The following is a 20,969-nucleotide window of genomic DNA, read 5'->3' on the forward strand; positions in this document are numbered from 1 at the left end:
CGGCCTGCTGACCTCCATCTACCTGGTGGAGTACAGCCGGGACAACTGGTTCTCCCGCGCCATCATCTTCTTCGTGGACGTGATGACCGGCATCCCCTCGATCGTGGCGGGCCTCTTCTCCTTCGCGATGATGCAGGTCGTCATGGAGCGCATCCTCGGTCCGGGCCCGGCGGCCATGCAGGCCGTGAAGATGGGCTTCTCGGCAGCCATCGCGCTGTCCGTGCTGATGATCCCGGTGGTGGTTCGCTCCACCGAGGAGATGCTGCGCGTGGTCCCGAACGAGCTGCGCGAGGGCTCCTACGCGCTGGGCGTGCGCAAGTGGCGCACCATCTTCAAGGTGGTCCTGCCGACGGCGATCTCCGGCATCGCCTCCGGCGTCACCCTCGCGATCGCCCGTGTGGCCGGTGAGACCGCGCCGATCCTGGTGACCGCGGGCTACGCGATGAACATCAACTGGAACCCGTTCGACGAATGGATGACCGCCCTGCCGGTGTTCATCTACCGTCAGCTCGTGGCCCCGACGTCCCCGACCGCCACCGACCCGTCGCTCCAGCGTGCGTGGGCCGCGGCCCTGGTCCTCATCGTGATCGTCATGGGCCTGAACCTGATCGCACGCGTGATCGCCAAGGCGTTCGCCCCGAAGAAGGGCCGCTGACCGAGGCCGGTGCGGAGCCCACCGCTCCGCGCCGGCCCTCCGGCCCCACAGACTCCCGCTCCACAGCGACTCCCCAGAAGGAAAACCGCACATGTCCAAGCGCATCCAGGCCAACGACGTCGACGTCTTCTACGGCAAGTTCAAGGCCGTCGAGGGCGTGAACATCGACATCTCCCCCCGCTCCGTCACCGCCTTCATCGGTCCGTCCGGCTGCGGCAAGACCACCTTCCTGCGCGCCATCAACCGCATGCACGAGGTGCTCCCCGGCGCCCACGTCGAGGGCTCCCTGCTGCTCGACGGCGAGGACATCTACGCCCAGGGCGTGGATCCGGTGGCCGTCCGGTCGCAGATCGGCATGGTGTTCCAGCGCCCGAACCCGTTCCCCACCATGTCCATCCGGGAGAACGTGCTGGCCGGCTACAAGCTCAACGGCACCCGCCTGAGCCGTTCCGAGGCGGACTCGATCGTGGAGAAGTCCCTGCGCGGCGCGAACCTCTGGAACGAGGTCAAGGACCGCCTGGACAAGCCGGGCTCCGGCCTCTCCGGCGGTCAGCAGCAGCGCCTGTGCATCGCGCGCACCATCGCCGTGTCCCCGGATGTGATCCTCATGGACGAGCCCTGCTCGGCCCTGGACCCGATCTCCACCCTCGCCGTCGAGGACCTCATCAACGAGATGAAGGAGAACTACACGGTCATCATCGTCACGCACAACATGCAGCAGGCGGCCCGCGTGGCGGACAAGACCGCGTTCTTCAACATCGCGGGCGTCGGCAAGCCGGGCAAGCTCATCGAGTACGACGAGACCAACGTCATCTTCAACAACCCCTCGAACCAGCAGACCGAGGACTACGTCTCCGGCCGCTTCGGCTGACAGGCACCGCCTCCGGCTCCGGAGGCACCCCACGACGTCGGCTCCGTTGCCCTTTCGAGGCGACGGAGCCGTCGTCGTGTCCTCACTGTCCAAAGGACCCACCCTCCACGGTTTGAGGGGCAGACACGGGGTTGAGATCGCAGAACGCGGCCGTGTTGTATCCCCGAAACGGGAGGTCGGTCTCCAAAACGGCCGGCGGGTCCCCGAAACGGCAGGGCGGGGCGGCCGCTTTGCCCTAGGCGAGGACGAGGACGCCGCTGGCCAGGATGAAGGACAGCACCAGGCAGACGGCCGGGGTGGCGAGCCACCACAGGAAGAGGCGGGCCAGCTGGCCCCAGCGGACCGAGGCGAAGGTCTGGTCCTGGCCGGCGCCGACGATCGAGGCGACCGTCATGTGGGTGGAGGACATCGGCATGTGCAGCAGCAGCGTTCCGAAGAACAGCCAGGCGGCGGCGGTGCCGGCGGCCACGGAGGCGCGCAGCGGGTCCAGGGAGACGAGCCGCTCGGTGAGGGTCCAGGAGATGCGCCAGGCTCCGCCCAGGGTGCCGATCGCTGTGGCCAGGGCGAACGCGCCCGCGCAGGCCCAGAGCTGCGCCGGAGGCAGGGCCGCGAGCTCGCGCGCGCCGGCGCTGGCCAGGACCAGGGCCCAGAGGATGCCCATGCGCTGGCCGGTCTGCATGCCGTGGCCGAACGCGGAGGCGGACGTGGAGATCGCCAGGGCGAGCCGGGCGCGGTGCTGGACGCGGACGGTGGAGCCGGTGGTTCCGAGCCGCAGCAGGGGGCGGGTCAGCAGACGCGCGAAGGCCCAGGCGATGAGCGGGGAGATCAGCAGGCCCACGAGCAGCTCCCACTGGACGAAGGAGACGACCTGCTCGATCTGATCGCTGCCCACCGTCAGGTGCGCGGCGATCGTGGTGCCCCAGAGGGCGGAGATCAGGGAGTGCGTGGTGGATCCGGGGATGCGGCGCCACCACATGAGCAGGCCCCAGCCGATCGTCACGAGGATGGCGATGCCGGTGGTGGCCAGGCCCGGCCAGCCGTTGGTCTCCGGGTGCAGGAAGAACGCCGCGTAGAACGTCATCAGGGTGGTGCCGAAGAGGACGCCGAGCGCCTTCATGGCGGCGGTGAGCTGCAGGGAGATGCGCGGGGACAGGGAGCGGAAGCGGACCGCGAGGGCCACGGAGTTCGGGGCGTCGCGGAAGCCAGTGAGGACGCCGAGGCCGCAGATGGCCACAAAGCTCAGGGTGAGGCCGAGGAGCACGGTGGCGGCCTCAGGACTCGCGCACGAGGACGGCACCGAGGTGCGTGTTCACATCGCGCAGGGCCTCGATGGCGGACTGCAGCGCCCAGGCGACCTCGCGCCGGCGGTTGAATTCGCGTTGCAGCAGGTCCTCGCCGAAGGAGGCGAGCCACTGCACGAGCACCCGGTCCGTGCGGCGGGAGGCGCGGGTGAGCTGGATCCAGGTCTCCTCCAGGGCGTCCAGGTCCCGGAGCTGCTCGGTGGCGTCCGTGAGCAGCTCGGACTGGCGGCCGATGGTCTCCAGCATGTCCAGGGCCTCGGCCGGCAGGTCGTCCATGCGACCGTGGTGCACCAGGAAGCCGGCGGTCACCACACGCTGCACGGCGTGGTGGATTCCGGAGGCGAGCAGGTACAGGTCTTCGCGGGGCAGGGGGGTGACGTAGGCGCTGCGCAGCGCTGTGAGGAAGGCCATGAGGGAGGCGGAGGCGGAGGCGTCCAGGTCCGCGAGGTCGCGGTCCACGGCGTCTCGGGAGGACCCCTCGGAGACGGGGGACTGGGCCACGACGTGGACGGAGCGGCCGAGTGCGCCGGCGAGGTCCGCCATGTGGATCAGGGCCGGGGTGTCGCGGGTGGTCAGCCAGGTCCGGCGCTGCGCCATGGGGCCTCTCCTGACGGGTCTCGGGCCGGCGGCCCGGCGGCTGCCGGCGCCGTCTGCGGCCGGCGTGGGTGCGGTGGAAGGGGGCGCGGTGCCGGACCGGGAACGCCTCTCGGCGGATGGCCGCTCGCAGCGGCAGAATGTTGGAGCCCGGGGTTACCAGCAGCCCGGCACCGCTGTCTGTCAGTCTAGCGATCCGTCACGCCAGCCACGAGCCGAGTCCTCGAGCGCCTCCGCGGTGCCCAGCAGTCGCTCGGCACGGCGCGTGAGGTGTACGGCGTGTTCGGGGGCGGCGATCTCCAGGTCCTCCGCGTGGCGGGTCTGGCCGAGGGAGACCACACGGGCGTAGGCGGCGGCGCGCTCGAAGGCCACGTCGATCTCGGCACGGTAGGCACCGGTGAGGATCGTGGTGGTCAGGCGACGCAGCTCCTCCGGCCCCGGCGGCTCCACGGCCCCGGCGACCGCGCGGGCCACGTGGGCGTCATGGCCGGCCCGGTACCAGGCGGCCCAGGACTCGCCGTCCCGCGCGGTGGCCTCGTGCAGGGCGTAGAGGCGCCAGAGCGCCCCGGCCAGGGAGACGGCCGGCGCATCCGCCCAGAGCTCCGCCACCGTGTCGATGCCCAGCTCGTCCACCAGCCCGATGAGCCGCTCGACCACCTGCGGGTCGTCCTCCGTCTGCCCGCCCGTGACGAGGGCATGGGCCAGGCGGGAGGCGGCGGCGGAGACCTCGGCCGGGTCTTCTCCGCCGGCGAACCGGGCCAGCTCGTCCGGCGTGGACATCCGCGGACGATGGTGGCGGACCGGCCGGGACGCAGTCGAGCTGGCTCCCCGTCCGGAGGCGGCGCGGTGGACGGCCATGGGCGGACTCCTTCTCACGATCGTGGGCGGGAGCCCCACGGTACTCTCCCACGGCGGGCCGGTGCCCTGCGGTAGGCTCGAGAGGCCCGGTGCGAGCACCGGGCGACGGGCCTTTAGCTCAGTTGGCAGAGCATCGGACTTTTAATCCGCCGGTCGCGGGTTCGATCCCCGCAGGGCCCACCGAGCACCAGCGCCCACGCGGCGCGGAACGGCCCCTCACACGCGAAGTGAGGGGCCGTCGTCGTCCCTCGCCACGGTTGACGGCCGGACGCCCCCGCTTCACGACGACGGTCCCGCCGCCGTCACGTGTGCCGTCACCGGGGCCGTGTCCCCGCCTCGGGGGCGTCAGGACCCGAACAGCCGGTCCACGTAGGCGTTGGTGAAGACGCGCTGCGGGTCCACGGCGTCGCGGACGGCGCACCAGTCCGCGTGATGCGGGTAGGCCTGCGCGGCCCAGGCGGCGTCGCGGGTGTTCATCTTGCCCCAGTGTGGGCGGCCGCCCAGGGAGACGAACAGGTCCTCGACCTCGCGGAAGTAGTCGGTCGGGTCCTCACGGTGGTAGCGGTGCACGGCGATGTACACGGAGTCCCGGCCGTGCGCGGTGGACAGCCAGACGTCGTCCGCGGCGGCGGTGCGGACCTCCACGGGGAAGGAGACTCCGCGGCCGTCCCGGAACATGCCGGCGCAGATCTCGCGGAGCCCGGCGAAGGCCTCCTCGAAGTGCTCCAGCGGCATCGCGTACTCCATCTCAGTGAACCGCACGGAGCGGTCCGCCACGAACACGTTGTAGGAGACGTCCGTGTAGGTGCGCTGGTCCAGGCCGCGGCAGGCGATCCCGTTCAGCACGGGCACGGTGCGCGGCACGGCGGCACCCAGCCGGCACATGAGCTCGTAGGCGCCGTTGGCGAGCAGCCCGTCCATGACCTTCGTGCGCAGCGGCGGCAGCGGGTCCAGCCCCGAGCCGAGGGGAAGGCGGGTGTTCAGCTTGGTCAGCCCCACGCCCGAGCCCGGGAACCAGTAGAACTCGTGGTGGTCGGCGGTGCGGGAGCGCTCCCGGAAGCGGGCCACGGTCTCGTCGATCGGTTCGGCGCGCTCCTCGGCGCGCAGCAGGAAGGACTCGCACACGGCGAGCTCCACCTCGGTGACCACGCCGAGCGCTCCCAGGCTCACCCGGGCGGCCTCGAACAGTTCGGGCTCGTGGGCCGCGTCCACGCGGCGCAGGCGACCGTCCGCGGTGAGGATCTCCAGGCCCGTGACCATGCCCGAGTAGCCGGTGTGCCCGAGGCCGGTGCCGTGGGTGGAGGTGCTGATCGCTCCGCCGAGGGTCTGCCGGTCGATGTCACCCATGTTCGCCAGGGCGAGCCCGTGGGCGCCGAGCAGCGGGCCGAGCGCGGACAGGCGCGTGCCGGCGCGCACCCGCACCCGGCCTGCCTGGCGGTCGATCCCCGTGAGGCCGGTCAGCGTGCCGAGGTCCAGCTGCACGTCGTCCGTGGCGGCGACGGGGGAGAAGGAGTGTCCGGCGCCGATGGGCTTCACCCGCCCGCCGCGCGCAGCCGCCTGCTGCACCACCGAGGCGAGCTCTTCGACTCCGGCGGGACGGACGACCGCCGACGGCGTCCACGACTGGGACCGGCACCAGTTGTAGGCGGTGGGGCGGGTCGTCGTCCCTGCTGACGAGGCGCTCACAGGAAGACCTTCCCCTCGCCGCGGTAGGTGGGCCAGACGTCCACGATCTCGTCCTCCACACGGCAGTAGACGGCCACGGCGGACAGGTGCTCGGCAGGCTCGCCGGCCTTCGCGTGGCGGAAGAACACCGGGTCGCCGAGCTTCATCCCGCGGGCGGCCGCGCCGCGCAGCGGGGTCTGCACCTCGCCGGCGCCCTCCTGCCCGGAGAGGGACAGGCCCTCCGGCCAGGCCACGGTGGGGGAGCGGTCCGGCCCCGGCACGCCGGAGGCGATCCAGCCGCCGCCGGTGACGGTGACGGTGGTCGGGTCGGTGCGCCGCGCCACCGGGCAGATGAAGAAGCTCGCGGGGCGGACGGTGAAGTGCGCGAAGGCGTCGAAGCTGGCCGGCCCCAGCAGGCCGGAGCCGGCGCCGACCTCGGTGACCGCCCCTTCGGCGACCGTGGACTCGATCGAGCCGGTGCCGCCGCCGTTGACGAACTCCAGCTGCACGCCGTGGCGGGCGGTGACCTCGCGGATCGCCTGCACCATCTCCACCCGGCGGCAGGCCAGGTCCCGGATGGAGGCGGCCTTGATGCCTCGGATCGCCAGGGAGCGGGGTCCGCCGCCCTCCGGCAGCCCCGCCACCTGGCCCTCATAGGCGAGCACGCCCACCATGGAGCAGCCGGGGGTGCTGAGGATCTTCTCTGCCATCACGCGCGCCTGCTTCGGGGTCTTCACGGGTGAGCGGAGGGCGCCGACGCGGAGCCAGGGGACGGCGGTCGGCTGCCAGGCGGCGTCCAGGTCCAGGCAGAGGCGCAGCGGCGGCATCTCGCCGGTGGACTGGGAGGGGTGCAGGCCGGCCTCGCGCTGGACCTGCTCGATCAGCTCGAGGTGCTCGGGCGAGTCCACCGCCACGGTGATCGCGGCGCGGGCCTCGGCGGAGCGGACCCAGGCGCGCAGGGCCGGACGGTCCACGGTGGGGTAGGCGACCAGCAGGTCCGTGTGGCCGCACTCCTGCAGCCACAGGGCCTCGGCCAGGGTGAAGGCCATGATGCCGGAGAAGCCGTCCTCGCCGAGGGCGGCCTCGATGGCCCTGCGGATGCGCAGGGACTTGGAGGCCACGCGGAGCGGGGTGCCGGCAGCGCGCCGGGCCATGTCCGCGGCGTTGGCGCGGAAGGCGGTGATGTCCAGCAGGGCGAGGGGCGCGGGGGGCAGCTCGTCCTGGCTGCGCCGGAGCGCGGCGACGTACGCCTCGAAGGGGGGCTGCTGCGCCACTGCAACGGTGGCCGGGGCTGATGTGTGCCGTGTCACGGCTACGATTGCACCATGTCCGGGACAGCCCTGCCACCATCGGAACGCCTCGCCACCGGAGTCCATGCGCTCTGGTCCCGCCCCGTCACCGAAAGGGACGGCACTGACCTGGTGCTCGTCTTCCACGGCTACGGCACGAACGAGCGACGCGCGGGTGCACGCTTCTTCCCGATGCTCCCCGAGCGCTGCACCGGGCTCGCCCTCCGCGGCGGCCTCGAGATCGACGCCGGAGCCACGGAGGGACTGCCGGACGACCCGGGCGCCTGGGGCTGGTTCCTGCTGGACCTGAGCCTGAAGGGCGAATTCTCCCAAGTCCTCGCCGCCGTGCACCGCGTCTACGACGTCCTCGCGGACGAGGCCGTGACCCGCCACCGCTTCCGGTCCGTCTCCGTGCTCGGCTTCTCCCAGGGCATGGCCATGGCGACGACGGCCATCCGGGTCCGTCCCGAGAGCTTCGCCTGCGGTGTGGGGCTGGCCGGCTTCGTCCTCCAGGACGCCCTCCTGGAGACCCTCGACTCGCCTCCGGAGGGCCCCGGCCCGCGTCCCTTCTTCTGGGGTCGGGACCCGGACGACCCGGTCATCCACGACGGCGCGATCGCCTACACGGACCACTGGGTGCAGGAGCACACCCGGCTCACCGCCCGCACCTATCCGGGCATCCTGCACTCCGTCAGCCCGGAGATGGGCCGGGACGTGAAGATCTTCCTGGAGCACACGCTGGCCTCCTGAGGAGTGCAGGCCCGGCCGGTGCGAGCAGGGAACACCCGCCGCGGAGCAGAAGCCCGCCCCGTGGCGGGCCTTGCCCTCCGGTTCGTCACGCCCTCAGCGCACAAGGCCCCCGGCCCTCTGTCGCGCGCCGCCCCGGGCACTACTGTGGCGCCATGGCAAAGAACTCCACGCTCGGACGCCTCGCCGGTGGAAAGGCGATGAACGTCGCGATGAACAGTGCCTTCGACAAGGACGGCAACCCGACCGACGGCTTCCAGAAGGCCGTGCTGCGGGCCATCAGGATCCAGCGCCCGCTCGTGCTGGCCAACATCCGCCGCCTGCACCGCAGGCATCCGGACGAGACCCCCGCGCAGATCGCCGACCGTCTGAACGACCAGTACCTGCTGGCCGTCACCGGCACCGGGGCCGCCGTGGGCGGCACCGCGATCATCCCGGGCCTCGGCACGGTGGCCGCGCTGGGACTGTCCGCCGCCGCGGTGGTGGGCTTCATGGAGACCACCGCCCTCTACGCGCAGTCCATCGCGGAGCTGCATGGCATCTCCACGGACGACCCGCAGCGCGCCGAAGCGCTCGTCATGGCCGTCATGCTCAGCGAGGACGGCAGGAAGATGCTCCGAGACTTCGCCGCCGGCCAGCGCGGCGGCGGCATCGTGCCTGGCGGGACCGCGAACTCCACGGGCCTGTCCGCGCTCATGGGGATCGGCGCCCAGGGCAGCATGTCCGAGCTCTTCTTCCAGCAGATGAAGAAGAAGTTCATGCGGAAGATGCTGGTCCGCCAGGGCGCCGGATTCCTGGGCCGCGCGGTCCCCTTCGGGGTGGGCGCCGTGATCGGCGGGGTCGGCAACCGTGCCATGGGCAAGGCCGTGGTGAAGTCCGCGCAGACCCTGTTCGGCCCGCTCCCGGCCGCCCTGCCCGGTGAGGTGGTGCACCCGACCACGGACCCGGAGCAGGACGAGCAGGAGCTCAAGGTCCTCGAGGAGAAGGCCCGGAAGGAGCTCTCCGGCCAGGTGGACCTGGACGGCGATCCGGTCGCCTCCCCGGTGGACGCCGCGCCCGCCGAGGACAAGGACAAAGGCAAGGACGAGGGCAAGGGCGAGGGCTTTGTCGCCGGCCTCAAGGGCCGCTTCGGCCGCAGGAAGGACAAGAAGGCCTGACGGCCGGTTCCCCGGCACCACCGCCCAGGCAGGCGCCTGCGGAAGGGGACGACGACGGACACCCGCCGTGGCCGTGCGTCGTGCCCCTCCCTCGTGCCGGGGGCTAGAGCAGGACCGTGGCCAGGGTGTGGATCACCAGGCCGGCCAGGGCGCCCACCACGGAGCCGTTGATGCGGATGAACTGCAGGTCCTTGCCCACGAACAGCTCGAGGGTGCGGGCGGTCTGCTCGCCGTCCCAGCGCTGCACGGTCTCCTCGATCACGCCGGTCAGCTCCGGTCCGTACTCGGTGAGCGCCGAGGCGGCGGCCTGCCGGGCCAGACCGTCCACGCGGTCCCGCACGTCCGCGTCCTCCTCGAGGCGGCCGCCGAGGTCCCGCAGCCCGTTCACGAGCGCACGGTGCAGGTCCGAGGAGGTGTCCTCGAGCGCCGTCAGCAGGGACTCGGACAGGCCGTTCCAGGCGCGGCGCAGCCAGTCCCGCAGGTGCTCGTCCGCGAAGAGGCTCCGCTTGAACCGCTCCACCGACTCCCGGGTGGCCGGGTCCGCGCGCATGCGCTCGGCCACCTGGGCCAGCCACTGGTCCACGGCGCGGCGCGCCTCATGACGCCGGTCCCGGCGGATGCCGGCCAGATACTTGAGCAGCTCGGCGTGCAGGCGCTCGGCCAGCAGCCGGTCCACCAGGTCCGGGCTCCATTCGGGGGACCGCTTCTTGACGGTCTCCACGAACACCTCGGGGTGGGCGGCGACCCAGTCCCCGGTGTTCTCCACGATCAGGTCCACCAGGGTGTCGTGGTGGCGTCCGGCCAGCACGTCCTCCAGGACCCCGGCGAGCGTGGGGGACCAGTCCGGTTCCACCATGTGCCGCTGCACGAGGTGGCCGAGCAGGTCCTGGATGACCTCGTCGTCCGCGGCCGCCACGGCCTGGCGCGCCACGGCGGACACCTGGACGGCCACGCGGGCGGCGTTCTCCTCCGTGCGCAGCCAGCGGCCCAGCGGCGCAGCGACCTGCAACCCCTCCACCTTCTCCCTGGCCACGTCCGAGTCAAGGAAGTTCTCCTGCACGAAGTCCTTCAGGGCGGAGCCGAGCTGGTCCTTCTTCCGTGGGATGAGGGCCGTGTGGGGCACCGGCACCCCCATCGGATGGCGGAACAGGGCTGTCACCGCGAACCAGTCCGCGAGCGCGCCCACCATGCCACCCTCGGCTGCGGCGCGCACGTAGGACAGCCACGGGTGCTGCTCCTGCAGCACGAACGCGATGACGAACACGACCGCCAGGAAGACGAGCAGGCCCGTGGCCACCGCCTTCATGCGGCGCAGGTCCCGGGCACGGGAGTCGACGGCCGGATCGACCCCGGCCATGCCGAGGGCCGGAGTGCCGGAGGCGGGGGAGAAGGTCACTGCGGGTCTCCTGGGACGGGGCGGTTCCGCCGGCCGCAGGCGGCGGCGAGGCGGGCGGAGAAGGCGGGGGCCGTCGTCGGGAAGGAGGTGCTCCGACCCGCCGGCGACCTGCGATGACGACCATTGAACCAGCCCCGCCGGACGCCGTGGTCCCGAGTGTCCGCCGTCCCGTGGCCGGGGGCATGGCCGGCGTTCACCGCCCGTTCGTCCCGGGCTCGTAGCGTGCACGGCATGACACCGCTGGTGATCGCCCACCGGGGCGCGTCCGCCGACTACGCCGAACACACCCGCGCCGCCTACCTGCACGCCCTCGCCGTGGGCGCGGACGGCCTCGAGTGCGATGTCCGCCTGACCCGGGACCGCGAACTCGTCTGCTGGCACGACCCCACGGTGGACCGGTGTTCGGACGGCAGCGGGCCGATCGCCGAGCACACCCTCGCCCAGCTGCGCCGTCTGGACGTGCACTCCTGGCATCCGGCGTCCCTGCCCGCCGTCTACGGTCGGGCACGGGACCAGCTGCTGCGCTTCGCCGATCTGCTCGAGATCGCCGCAGCCGCCGGACGGCCCCTGCGCCTGGCCGTCGAGCTCAAGCACCCCTCCCCGTTCGGGCACGAGCTCGAGGAGCGCGTGCTCGCCGAGCTCGTGGCCCACGGCTGGGACCCGGAGACCGGCATGCTCGGCGCTGTGCAGGTGTCCTTCATGTCCTTCGACCCCGGCTCCCTGCGGCACCTGGCGCCGATGGCCGGGCCGGACGCCCTCTGCGCCCTCGTGGACGTGGACCCGGAGCCGGCGGCCTCGCGCCTGGCCCGCGGCCCCGTCACTCGGGTGGCCGTGCGCGCCGCGATGCAGCAGGCGCTCGCCGGCTGCGAGGCCCTCGTGTGGGGCGGCGGCACCCAGCTGGCCGGCCCCTCCGTGGCGTATGTGCGCCGTCACCTCGCGGACGTGAAGGCCTGGACGGCCGCCGGGCGTCGGCTGCGCGTGTGGACCCCGGACCTGCCGGAGGACGTCGCGTTCCTCGTCTCCCACGGGGTGCACGAGCTCACCACCAACCGTCCGGGAGCGGTCCGGCAGCAGCTCGCCGCCGGGGCCGACGGGGCGGCGGCGTCCGTGGGGGTCCGGCAGGGGCGTCAGAGCAGCCCTGTCCACAGGGAACACGCCGCCGGCCTTCACCCTTTGCGTGGAGTGTGAGTATGATCACAGGCAGCCCCGGGACGTGATCAGCGTCACCCGGGGGCCACTCGCACCGACATGGAGGCGCCAAGCACGCACGTACCCCCAAGCGCCGTTTCCTGGCCGCCGCGGCCGTCACCGCGTCCGCAGCCCTCGTCCTGGCCGGCTGCGCCGAGTCCCAGCGCGGGGACAACACCGGCGGAGGAACCGACGGGGACGTGGACAGCACGTTCATCCTCGCCGGCTCCTCGGAGGAGGTCTTCACCAACCCGCGGCACCCGTACACGCGACGTCTGCTCGCCTCGATCCCGGGCAACGAGCTGGGGATCTCGGTGGAGGCGGACGGCACCCACGTCTGACCCACCCGCTTTCGTTCGGGAAACCGTCGCGTTCCGCGTCACTTTCGTTCAAGAAACCGTCGCGTTCCGGGGCGCCTCCGGAGTGGAGCGATCAGCCAGTCAGCTGAGCAGCGCCCATCCGGTCACTGCGGACACCCACACCAGGAAGGAGACCAGCAGGCCCCCGCCCATGATCAACAGGACCCGTCCGCGCAGGTCTCCACCGCTCACCGTGCGTGCGTCACCCGCTTGGACCGCCGTGACAACCATGGCGATCACCAGGATCACGAGTCCCAGGCAGGCGCCGCCGACGGCCAGCAACGGGCCGAAGCTGCCGGCATCCAGGGAGTCCGCAACTGTGCGATGACCCGAGCCCTGCTGCGTGAGGACGATTCCGACTGCGGAGACGAGTGCCAAGACGACGGCGAGCCCCGCCAGAAGCCAGGACCGCCTGGTCAACGGTCGGTGCGTCTGGGTGGCCCGGAGTGTGTTGGATTTCATCGTTCTCTCCTTCTGCGTTGGGCGTGTATGTTCCGGCGAGGTTCTTCTCCGACCCTTCGGCTCCTTAGACGGAAGTGAGAGAGGCCGCCTGCGGTACCGGCTCCTCCCACAGGGCACGGTAGGCCGTGCAGCGGGTCCAGAGCTCCTCGTGGGTTCCACGGTCGGCGATCCTTCCCCTGTCCATGACGAGGATCTGGTCTGCGTCGCGAACCGTGGTCAGGCGATGAGCGATCACCACGGCGGTCGTGCCCGTGGGGCGCTGGCGGACAAGGTCCACCACGTTGCGCTCGGCGACGCCGTCCAGCTGAGAGGTCGGTTCGTCCATCAGGAGCAGGTCCGCTCCGCGGGTGAGGGCGGACATGATGGCGAGCCGCTGGCGTTCCCCACCCGAGTGCCGCGGACTCGAGGAATCGCCCTCACCGCGGCGGATGTCTTCGACCAGTGAGGCCAGCCCCGGTACCGCGGCGATGGACTCCGGTCCGGCTCCCAGCAAGAGGGTCTGCTCCTGTTCGACGATCCCGAGCCGGGCCCGATAGTCCATCAGGTCGATGTCCTCGACGGGCTGCCCGTCCAACAGCACGCGGCCCTCAGACGGCGTGATCCGCCGTGTCAGGAGTTCGAGGAGTGTGGTCTTGCCGGCTCCCGACCGGCCCACGACGGCAGTGAACCCGCCGCTCGGGAAGTCTGCGCTGACATGATCCAGGCGCGGAGTGCGGGGGTCACGGCCCGGCACTGAGACTCGGTCGAGCGAGAGCTGGCCGCGCAACGGGACAGCGTCGATGTGATGCCAGCGATCGGATGACAGCGGAGGCAGCCGTCGGTCGACCCTCAGCGCGTGACGGCGCTCGGCGATTCGGCCCGCAGCCGCGCGTCCCTCCTGCCAGGCGAGCACGCCGTTGGACACGGTGGCGGCGGGCCCTGCGAGGAGGCCGAAGTAGAGCACGAAGGTCACGAGGTTCTCGAGCGGCAGGACGCCGGCGGCCACGCGCAGCCCGCCGACGCCGAGGAGCAGAAGGAGGGCGATCGACACGGCGAGTTCGTTCAGAGGGGCCATCAGACCGCGTACTCGGCCGATGCCGCGGCCGTGCCGGCCGGCGTCGACGAAGTGGCCGAGTGCGGCGAGCGCGCGTTCGCCCTGGAGGTTCCGGTGGGTCAGGGCGCGGTGCTCACGGATGAGGGCGTCCACGTCCGCCGTCGCATTCGAGATCGCTTCCTGCCGGTCGCGGGTGAGCCGGTTCACTCGGTGACCGCTGGCCATGGCGATGGTGCCCAGCACGGCGACGGCACCGAGGGCCATCAGGAATCCGAGCGGATCGAACACGACCATGGCCGCGAGGGCGACGCCCGACAGCAACAGCTGGGCTGGGATGTCGAGTGCGCCGGCGGACACCGTGTTCTTGACGGCCTCGACATCACTGGTCACACACGTGAGATGGTCCGAGCCGCGGGACCGCTCCATGCTGTCGGCATCGGCGCGGGCGACGTCCTCCACGATGCCGCGCCGATGTTCGAGCGCGATGTCCTCGGCGAGCGATGCCTGCACGACCGCCTTCACGGCGATCGCGGTGACAAGACCCAGCAGCACGACCGCCAGTGCCCACACTGCTGGGAGCGGCAGGCTGTCCAGGTCACTGGTCTGCGCCATCACCCTGTGGACGACGAGGGGTTGGACGAGGCTGAGGCCTGAGACGAGGCAGGACAGCAGGACCACCGAGGCCGCCTTGCGTGTGTGGCCAGCGGTCAGCCATGCGGTCGAATGCACGGGTTCACCTCTTCCTGTGGTTCGCGGCTCTGCTGCGGTCGGCTCCGTGGCCTCGGCCGTGCGGCAGGGGAGGGCGTCGGGGGCAGAGCCTGCAGGGGCTCTGCCCCCGACGCGCGCTCCTGTTCCATGGTCGTGATCCGTTCAGGTCAGCAGACCGCCACGGAGATGGTGGAGATCACCTTGCAGTTGACGGACAGCGACGAGCCGGCTCGCAGCTCGATGTCGTCCTGGGAATCCATGGACTGGAGGGAGAGGACCTGGTTCTTCATGATGGGGTTCCTTTCTGTGTTCGGTTCCTCCGGTCGGTGACGGGCGTCACCGACCGTCTCCGCGTTCCTTCGCCGCCGGGTAGGAGGCGGTGGGCAGCGGCATCCAGGCGGGAGCCTGGACATCTGTGCGGCCGACCAGCGCGCAGATCAGACCTGCGCTGCCGGTGCCGAGATCATGGGACAGGCGGTATCCGAAGTCACCTGTCAGATAGACGGCGTCTGTGCCGTCGTCCACGAGGAAGTTGCCGAGCAGGCGACCAAGACGCTCCAGGATGTCGGTGCGTTCGGCATCGAGCAGACGGACTGCGGAGATCAGGCCTGCGGTCCCCCGCAGCAACCCGGCGTTGTAGAAGCTGCGGGAGTCGGCGGAGCGGAGGGCCCCCTCCGTCATCCCGTCGAGAGGTGGGACGACGGCGCCGGACCGCTCGGCAGCCCGGAGGGCGACGAGTGTGCCCGCACCACCGCCGGCGAGGTAGGGGATGAGCCGGCGTCCGTCCACGATCGTGAAGGCCCCGTCGTCTTCCCCATAGGCGCCGGAGCGGATATCCGAGGCCAGCATCGTGGACATGGGCTCTTCGAACTCGTGGACACGATCCGGCATCTGATCGCACAGGACGGCCAGAGCCAGACCGCAACCGGTCCATCCCTCGAACAGTCCGATGGTGATGGCATCCGGATCGGAGGCCAACGGAGCCTGGTCCGGGTCGTATCTGCGCACGAGATCACGCGCCACGGCCACTGCCGCCGTCTGGAAGCGCTCGTCCCCCGTGAGGCGGTGGAACGCCAGCAACTGCAGCAGGATGCCCGCGTGTCCAGCGTCCACGGTCAGTCGTTCGTGCGTGCGGTCATGAGATCGGGACAGGTGTGCCACATGATCGAGGACCTCATCCATCACGGCGGCGGCTTCGTTCTGCATGCCTGCTTCCCAGAGGACACCGCCGAGGCCGGCGCCGCCCGTGAACAGGCCATAGTCCTCAGTCCGGTCCTTGGTGGCGTCCAGCCAGCGAGCCGCGGCATCGCGCAACCAGGCCCGGGCCGGGTCCGGAAGCCCGCCGGAGCGCAACAGGGCAAGACAGGCCCCCGCGCCGCCGTTACGGACGTTGATCGTGCCGAATCGCTCTGTGTACTGTCTGATGTCCCCGGGGACCAACTGCGGCGAGCCAGGATCCATGTCCTTGAGAATCCCGGCGCGCAGGGCCGCGACGAGTCGGTCCGGTCGCCGTACCAGATCCACGCCAGACGCGGCCCTCCATCGGGTCGATGTGGTGCGGACACGCTCCGGCACTGCCGTCCAGAGCCTTTGCACCAGGTCTGCCGCGGTGTCGCCGTGAAGCTGCCGGATGGTGTCCACGTGCACATCCCAGAGGTCGGGGGCAAGGTCCTCGGCGGGGCCGATCGGAAGGAACGCCTGCCGTGCGATCTTGGCGAGGCCGTACAGGTCAGCCTCCCGCATGCTCACCTGACCGTAGGGCGTGTAACCGAGGGTCATCAGGCCCGCCTCGCGGGGCGCATCGACCTCGCCGGCGCATTCGAGGTCAATGCAGCGGACCTGCAGATCGTCGTCGACCATGACGTTCAGCGGTTGGAGGTCGCCCAGCGCGATTCCATGCTCATGGATGCCAAGCACACAGCGCTCGAGTCTGCGCACCACGGTGATCGCCTGCCGGACGTACTCCCGCCCGTCGCCGTCATAGGCGAAGGGGAAGTAGGCCGCGATCCAGCTGTTCAGCGTGACGCCGTGGACATACTCCTGCGCCATGAACCTGTGTTCCCAGGCATCGAACACCTCGACGAGTTCGGGGACGAAGCCGGTGCCCCGGAGCCGGGTCATCATCTGCGCCTCGTGATCGATGCGCTCCACCGCGTCGCGGCCGCGCGCATCGATGCCGGCACCGGGCCTGCCCTCCTTGAGCACGACTGTCGTATGGTTCCTGTCCAAGGCCTTGTAGACGCCGCCGCCGTTGCTGAAGTGAAGGGCAGACTCCACCTGGTAGGGGAAGGGCGCCGCGTCGTCGGGCTCCGCGGAGACCAGTCGAGCTGGGAGTTCGACGAAGTCCGGCAAGGACCAGACGGGCCCGCGGGTGTCCGGGACGAGGATGCCATCGGGGTGGCGCAGGGCCAACTGCTCCTGGCCGTCCTCCGTCACGACCCGCATCTCTGCGAACGCTCCGTAACGGTAGTAGACGAGGCCGTCACGCCAGCGACGGTCGGAGAGGACATAGGGGCCGGGCCGGAGGTCGGCTGTGAGATCGTGCAGTCGGTCGAGGAGGGCCATGAAGTGCTCCTCGTCACGTGGGTACACGGTGATGAACTTGCCCGAGGAGGACCGGTCGCCGTACTTGGAGTTCTTCAGCAGCAGGCGTGCAGGGGACCGGGTCACCTTGAACGCCAGGTCATCTACCAGGGCGACGGGCAGAAGCCGGGCGATGACCTCCTCCGCGTCGTCGACACGCGCGGAAAGGTGGATCTTCCATCCCTGGACGGGGAGTGTGGTCCCCGTCGGAAGGACGAAGGTCCAGTCCTCGTCCTTGCGAACGGTCCAACCGTCGGGCACCTCGATGCCGTAGTCGGCCTCAGGGCGGCGGTCGGAGTCCCGGTAGAAGTCGTGACCGGGGATGACGTACTGGTGATAGCGCAGGTCCACGGGGGTCCTCCTCGGGCGGGGATCGCCCTTCAGCAGACGGATACGCTCGCCGTGCTGGCAGGGGCGATGGTGGTGATGGGGCAGAGGGCGATGCTCGTGCCGGAGAAGATGCTTCGTCCGGCCGACGACGTCCTGCGGACGTCCATGCCCTGGAGGGAAAGGATGGCGGTCATCTCTGGCTCCTCACTTGCCCGGGACGCAGACGGCGATCGAGATCGTGCTCTGCTCCTTGCAGATGATGCTCAGGTTCGACGTGAGTCCTGGAATGTCCGAGCTCCGCAGCTCAGGCTCGACGTCCTGGAGGAGCAGCACCCGCTGGGAACGCGTCGTGGCTGACTTATGCGAGGTGATCATGGTGTTTCCTTTCTCATGGATGGGTGGGGATCTGGTCGTTGCATTCCGGCCCAGGGGCAGGTCAGGAGCCCAGGGGCAGGTCAGGGGGACCGCGGTCGGCGAGATGAGTCGCCTGGGCCGCCGCTTGCGAAGCCGCTGCGTGGAGTTCAGCGGCTTCCGCGTCCCAGGTCGGTCCGAACAGGACACGTCGATCCCGGCGGGAACCGAAGCTGGTCACGGAGAACTGATGGATGCTTCCTCCACGACGCACGAGCCAGGGTCCGCCGGATCCACCGGACGAGATTCCGCAGCGAGCTCGATACGCGGTAGCGTCGGCGAAGGGACGATCGACCGAGGCGATGTTGCGGATGACAGCGCGACGGGGGAACACCCTGGACTCGAAGCCGACGACGGCGACGGGGCCTTCATCGATGTCCTTGGAAAAGTCGGGCCGCACCTCGGGGCCGAGAACCTCGGCGTCGAACTCCCGGGGCAGGCGGACCACGGCGAATGCGAGGTCATGTTCCACGGAGGCCCGTTCTCTCCACGCCGTCGGAACGAATGCGCGAAGGACCTCGAGGTGTCGTCCGCTCGGGCGGCGGGTGGGAATCCCGTGCCGGCGGCCGAGCAGGACTCGGCTGTCGACGTGGTCGTGTTCACCGGTGGTGAGGCAGTGGGCGGCGGTGGAGATGATGCCGAACGTCCCCTCGGTGGAGAGAAGGGTGGCAGTGCCGACGGTGATCCCGTCCGGGGTGGTCGAGACGAGACGGCCGACGCGCCGGGACGCGAAGCCTGCCCAACGGCTCGGATTTCTTCTGATGTCGGCCATGGCTGGTGCACCTCCTCTCGACTTCGGCGAATCTGTCCGACGTCTCGTGACGTCGTCGATGACTCCATGAAATCGGCAGCAGGCAGTGAGCACATACAGTCGTCCGACCTGAACTTCCGGCGAATCGCTGTGGCGGTGCGTACTGGACGGATGGCCAGTCAGCCTGTGCGGAGGGACTGCCTGGGGCCCGGATCAGGCCGGCAGGCGCACATCGACGCGCCAGAGTTCACCGAGGGGCCCGATCTCTGCGGTCCCTCCCAACAGGGCGGCTCGTTCGTGGAGCCCGGCCACGCCCAGACGGGAGCTGCTGTCCTTGGACCTGGGCTGCCACGGCTCGCGCCGGATCCGATTCTCGAGCAGGCATCGCACTTCGTGCGGCCGGAGCTCCACCTGGACGACGACGGGAGCTGAGCGGTCGGCATATTTGAGGATGTTCGAGAAGGCCTCACGCAGGATCCGCGCCAAGGATTCATTGATGGTCCGGGAGACTGTTTCCCAGGCTGCCTCATCCGGTGTGCTCGTACGCACGTCGAAGCCCAGTGCGCGGGCCTGGTGGACGACGTCGGAGAGGACTGCTGCTGCGTCGGCCGGTCCCTCAGGAGCCGGTGGTGGGGTCGGCTGAGTGCTCTCGGCGCGCAGGACACCGAGCAGGGTGCGGAGCTCGCGCAGGCCCTGGACCGCGTGTTCGCGGGTGCTCGAAAGGCCCTCCTGGAGGGCGTCCACGTCTGTGGAGCTGCGGCGGGCCCCCGCCAGCATGGAGATCACGGTGAGCTCGTGGGCGACGACGTCGTGCAGCTCGCGGGCAAGTGCTTCGCGTTGGCGGCGTATGGCGGTCCGCCGGTCAGCCTCGGCTTGTATGAGACGCTGCTGGGCGCGATGCGCCTGGCGGCGCATATGTCGCCCCACCGATGCCAGAGCCCCGGTGGGAAGCGCGAACAGAAGGTAGGTGACGAGGAAGGCGAGGGTGCCGTCGAGGCGCAGGGAGACACTGGTGGACCACAGCACCAGCGCCGGCACGGCGAGAAGCATTTCGCGCCGGCTCCCGAACAGGATCGTCAGGGCGAGGAAGAGGATCGCGATGAACGTCAGCAGTCCTGCGGTCTCCACGATGTGCGGTCCGACCAGAGACCCCACGATGAACACGGCCAGGGCCGTCGGGCGGTGGAAGATCGCCATGACCGGTGCGAGGCATGCGGCGAGATAGCCGGCCGACGCGGCGATCGCGTCCGGCTCGTCCTGCGTCCCGACGAGCACGGGGATGAAGTCGATGACGAGGGCCAGGCTTGTCAGGCACAGGAACAGGTGTGTGGCCCGTCGAGGCCAGTCGCGACCTTGTCTGGACGCGGCAGAGTTCTTCAGGACTGTCGCCTCGCCGCCGCCCGCACCCTTCTGCACGAGGTCAGAGTCTCATACAGAACCTGGACAGGCCATTCGGACGATCGGATGGCCTCCCACGTGTGACGTCCCTCCGGGGTCAGCAGGTCTTGTACAGCTTCCCGAAGACGAAGCACCACTGGTCATTGAGCCAGGTGGAGGGGGCGAGCGTGGCTGGCGATTCCGTCGGGGCGGCGTGTGCGGCCGGGGCACCCAGCACGGTGGAGACGACGAGCGCGGCTGCAGTGGCGAGGACGGTGGTCTTGCGGCGCATGGTGGGTTCCTCTCTCCGAGACTTCCACGGAACTGTCGTTCATCCCGTGGCGTGTTCAGCTTCACAGGGAGAGGGGCGGCCGCACTATGGCCGTTGGGCCAGTACTCCGGTGGCCAAAGGTCAGTGGCCACAGCGGGATCACTGGAAGCGGGCCAGACCGGTCTCAGGATTCGCCAGCGACGGCTGGATGAGTCCGAGCTCGGTGCCTCGGACCAGGAGCTGCACTCGGTCTCGAGCACCCAGCCGGTCGCAGGCCTTGCTGAGGTAGAGCTTGACAGCACCGACGGAGAGGTGGAGTTCGTCGGCGATCTCCTGGTTGTTCATACCTCCAGCCAAGCACGCGAGCACGTCGGATTCGCGCGGGGTGAGCGCAGGGGGCTGTCCATCTTCGGCGGGGTCGTGGAGAGGTGGTCGCCGCGATGCGGGACTTTCGTTGCAGATCTGGTCGACGAGAAGTGAGACGACCTGTGGGGAGACGGTCATTTCCCCGGCCGCGCACGCCCTCACGGCTGCGCGGATGTCCTCCGGCTCGGAGTGCTTCACCACGTAGCCCGAGGCGCCGGCGCGCAGGGCGGAGAGCACCCACTCCTCGGAGCCGAAGGTGGACAGGGCCAGACAGCGTACGGGGGTGTCCTGCGTAAGGGAGGCGATGGTGGCGACTCCGTCCTGCACCGGCATGTCCAGGTCTGTGACGAGGACGTCGGGTGACATCTGGCGGGCGAGGCGTTCGGCCTCCGCGCCGTCACCGGCGTCCGCGACGATGTCGAAGCGGGGGTCCTTGGCGAGCAGCTCGACCAGGGCCGCTCGCATGATGGGCTGGTCTTCGGCCACGACCACCCGCAACGTGACGTCCCCGTGGCTCGTCTCCTCGTCCTGTGCTTTGGCCATGGTCCCCTCCAGCCGTCGTCTGTGAATCGGGCCTGCCCCCGACGGTAGTCGTGG

21 protein-coding genes, 1 tRNA gene and 1 pseudogene are annotated in these 20,969 nt (G+C 70.3%); 7 read left to right on the top strand and 16 right to left on the bottom strand.

Translation table 11 applies throughout. The features are described from left to right. Together pstA and pstB are read left to right on the top strand one after the other, a co-directional pair. A partial coding sequence (gene pstA, locus MLY01S_RS08115; protein WP_082739863.1) for a phosphate ABC transporter permease PstA occupies nucleotides 1-655 on the top strand: 655 nt, incomplete at its 5' end. 91 nt (nucleotides 656-746) lie between these two features. Continuing rightward, nucleotides 747-1,526 carry a phosphate ABC transporter ATP-binding protein PstB gene (gene pstB, locus MLY01S_RS08120; RefSeq protein WP_067191027.1) on the top strand — a complete coding sequence of 260 codons (780 nt, stop codon included), beginning with the start codon at nucleotides 747-749 and terminating at the stop codon, nucleotides 1,524-1,526. Nucleotides 1,527-1,761: 235 nt separating this feature from the next. Here pstB and MLY01S_RS08125 read toward each other — a convergent pair whose 3' ends face one another. The 3 genes from MLY01S_RS08125 to MLY01S_RS08135 form a co-directional block, all read right to left on the bottom strand. After that, entirely contained in the window at nucleotides 1,762-2,787 is a 1,026-nt protein-coding gene (locus MLY01S_RS08125; protein WP_067191029.1) for an inorganic phosphate transporter, read from the bottom strand. Nucleotides 2,788-2,797: 10 nt separating this feature from the next. Beyond that, nucleotides 2,798-3,424 carry a hypothetical protein gene (locus MLY01S_RS08130; protein ID WP_067191031.1) on the bottom strand — a complete coding sequence of 209 codons (627 nt, stop codon included), beginning with the start codon at nucleotides 3,422-3,424 and terminating at the stop codon, nucleotides 2,798-2,800. A gap of 180 nt (nucleotides 3,425-3,604) precedes the next feature. Further along, complete coding sequence (locus MLY01S_RS08135; RefSeq protein ID WP_067191033.1) at nucleotides 3,605-4,279, bottom strand: hypothetical protein; 675 nt, start codon at nucleotides 4,277-4,279, stop codon at nucleotides 3,605-3,607. A gap of 107 nt (nucleotides 4,280-4,386) precedes the next feature. Here MLY01S_RS08135 and MLY01S_RS08140 point away from each other — a divergent pair. Next, nucleotides 4,387-4,459, top strand: a tRNA-Lys gene (locus MLY01S_RS08140). Between the two features lie 165 nt (nucleotides 4,460-4,624). Here the strand turns inward: MLY01S_RS08140 and MLY01S_RS08145 are convergent. After that, nucleotides 4,625-5,965, bottom strand: a complete 1,341-nt coding sequence (locus tag MLY01S_RS08145) for a D-arabinono-1,4-lactone oxidase (RefSeq protein ID WP_082739865.1) — start codon at nucleotides 5,963-5,965, stop codon at nucleotides 4,625-4,627. Continuing rightward, nucleotides 5,962-7,218, bottom strand: a complete 1,257-nt coding sequence (locus tag MLY01S_RS08150) for an alanine racemase (RefSeq protein WP_245232099.1) — start codon at nucleotides 7,216-7,218, stop codon at nucleotides 5,962-5,964. Before MLY01S_RS08150 ends, MLY01S_RS08145 begins: the two co-directional genes overlap by 4 nt. Nucleotides 7,219-7,269: 51 nt before the next feature. Between MLY01S_RS08150 and MLY01S_RS08155 the strand changes: the two genes are divergently transcribed. Both MLY01S_RS08155 and MLY01S_RS08160 read left to right on the top strand, forming a co-directional pair. Next, nucleotides 7,270-7,983 carry an alpha/beta hydrolase gene (locus tag MLY01S_RS08155; protein ID WP_067191035.1) on the top strand — a complete coding sequence of 238 codons (714 nt, stop codon included), beginning with the start codon at nucleotides 7,270-7,272 and terminating at the stop codon, nucleotides 7,981-7,983. A 152-nt stretch (nucleotides 7,984-8,135) separates the two neighbouring features. Next, complete coding sequence (locus MLY01S_RS08160; RefSeq protein ID WP_135103278.1) at nucleotides 8,136-9,137, top strand: hypothetical protein; 1,002 nt, start codon at nucleotides 8,136-8,138, stop codon at nucleotides 9,135-9,137. Between the two features lie 103 nt (nucleotides 9,138-9,240). On the opposite strand, the gene MLY01S_RS08165 is transcribed toward MLY01S_RS08160, so the two are convergent. Then, a complete protein-coding gene (locus MLY01S_RS08165; RefSeq protein WP_245232100.1) occupies nucleotides 9,241-10,533 on the bottom strand; it encodes a DUF445 domain-containing protein in 1,293 nt (430 codons plus the stop codon). Between the two features lie 231 nt (nucleotides 10,534-10,764). On the opposite strand from MLY01S_RS08165, the gene MLY01S_RS08170 reads away from it, so the two are divergent. Together MLY01S_RS08170 and MLY01S_RS12445 are read left to right on the top strand one after the other, a co-directional pair. Further along, nucleotides 10,765-11,721: a glycerophosphodiester phosphodiesterase family protein gene (locus MLY01S_RS08170; RefSeq protein WP_082739869.1), complete on the top strand. Its 957-nt coding sequence runs from the start codon at nucleotides 10,765-10,767 to the stop codon at nucleotides 11,719-11,721. A gap of 221 nt (nucleotides 11,722-11,942) precedes the next feature. Beyond that, nucleotides 11,943-12,062 (top strand): annotated as a pseudogene (locus MLY01S_RS12445) (ABC transporter ATP-binding protein); the annotation flags it as partial. 99 nt (nucleotides 12,063-12,161) lie between these two features. On the opposite strand, the gene MLY01S_RS08175 reads toward MLY01S_RS12445, so the two are convergent. The 10 genes from MLY01S_RS08175 to MLY01S_RS08200 form a co-directional block, all read right to left on the bottom strand. Next, nucleotides 12,162-12,542, bottom strand: coding sequence for a hypothetical protein (locus tag MLY01S_RS08175; RefSeq protein WP_067191037.1), 381 nt, complete (start codon nucleotides 12,540-12,542; stop codon nucleotides 12,162-12,164). Nucleotides 12,543-12,606: 64 nt separating this feature from the next. Further along, nucleotides 12,607-14,304 carry an ABC transporter ATP-binding protein gene (locus tag MLY01S_RS08180; protein ID WP_067191039.1) on the bottom strand — a complete coding sequence of 566 codons (1,698 nt, stop codon included), beginning with the start codon at nucleotides 14,302-14,304 and terminating at the stop codon, nucleotides 12,607-12,609. Nucleotides 14,305-14,450: 146 nt separating this feature from the next. Further along, nucleotides 14,451-14,573 carry a class III lanthipeptide gene (locus tag MLY01S_RS12815; RefSeq protein ID WP_209279936.1) on the bottom strand — a complete coding sequence of 41 codons (123 nt, stop codon included), beginning with the start codon at nucleotides 14,571-14,573 and terminating at the stop codon, nucleotides 14,451-14,453. Nucleotides 14,574-14,619: 46 nt separating this feature from the next. Then, on the bottom strand, nucleotides 14,620-17,217 hold the full coding sequence (gene lanKC, locus MLY01S_RS08185; protein ID WP_067191041.1) for a class III lanthionine synthetase LanKC: 2,598 nt from the start codon (nucleotides 17,215-17,217) through the stop codon (nucleotides 14,620-14,622). Nucleotides 17,218-17,246: 29 nt separating this feature from the next. Next, nucleotides 17,247-17,390 carry a hypothetical protein gene (locus MLY01S_RS12820; protein WP_180525333.1) on the bottom strand — a complete coding sequence of 48 codons (144 nt, stop codon included), beginning with the start codon at nucleotides 17,388-17,390 and terminating at the stop codon, nucleotides 17,247-17,249. 10 nt (nucleotides 17,391-17,400) lie between these two features. Beyond that, nucleotides 17,401-17,571 carry a class III lanthipeptide gene (locus MLY01S_RS12825; protein WP_180525336.1) on the bottom strand — a complete coding sequence of 57 codons (171 nt, stop codon included), beginning with the start codon at nucleotides 17,569-17,571 and terminating at the stop codon, nucleotides 17,401-17,403. 61 nt (nucleotides 17,572-17,632) lie between these two features. Continuing rightward, entirely contained in the window at nucleotides 17,633-18,379 is a 747-nt protein-coding gene (locus MLY01S_RS08190) for a trypsin-like peptidase domain-containing protein (protein ID WP_067191043.1), read from the bottom strand. 192 nt (nucleotides 18,380-18,571) lie between these two features. Continuing rightward, nucleotides 18,572-19,774 carry a sensor histidine kinase gene (locus MLY01S_RS08195; protein WP_067191045.1) on the bottom strand — a complete coding sequence of 401 codons (1,203 nt, stop codon included), beginning with the start codon at nucleotides 19,772-19,774 and terminating at the stop codon, nucleotides 18,572-18,574. Between the two features lie 79 nt (nucleotides 19,775-19,853). Beyond that, nucleotides 19,854-20,027, bottom strand: coding sequence for a hypothetical protein (locus tag MLY01S_RS12455; RefSeq protein ID WP_157531282.1), 174 nt, complete (start codon nucleotides 20,025-20,027; stop codon nucleotides 19,854-19,856). A 138-nt stretch (nucleotides 20,028-20,165) separates the two neighbouring features. Continuing rightward, a complete protein-coding gene (locus MLY01S_RS08200) occupies nucleotides 20,166-20,915 on the bottom strand; it encodes a response regulator (RefSeq protein WP_067191047.1) in 750 nt (249 codons plus the stop codon). Nucleotides 20,916-20,969: the final 54 nt, after the last annotated feature.

Origin of the sequence: Micrococcus lylae NBRC 15355 (assembly GCF_001570885.1) — a bacterium.
GTDB lineage: Bacteria > Actinomycetota > Actinomycetes > Actinomycetales > Micrococcaceae > Micrococcus > Micrococcus lylae.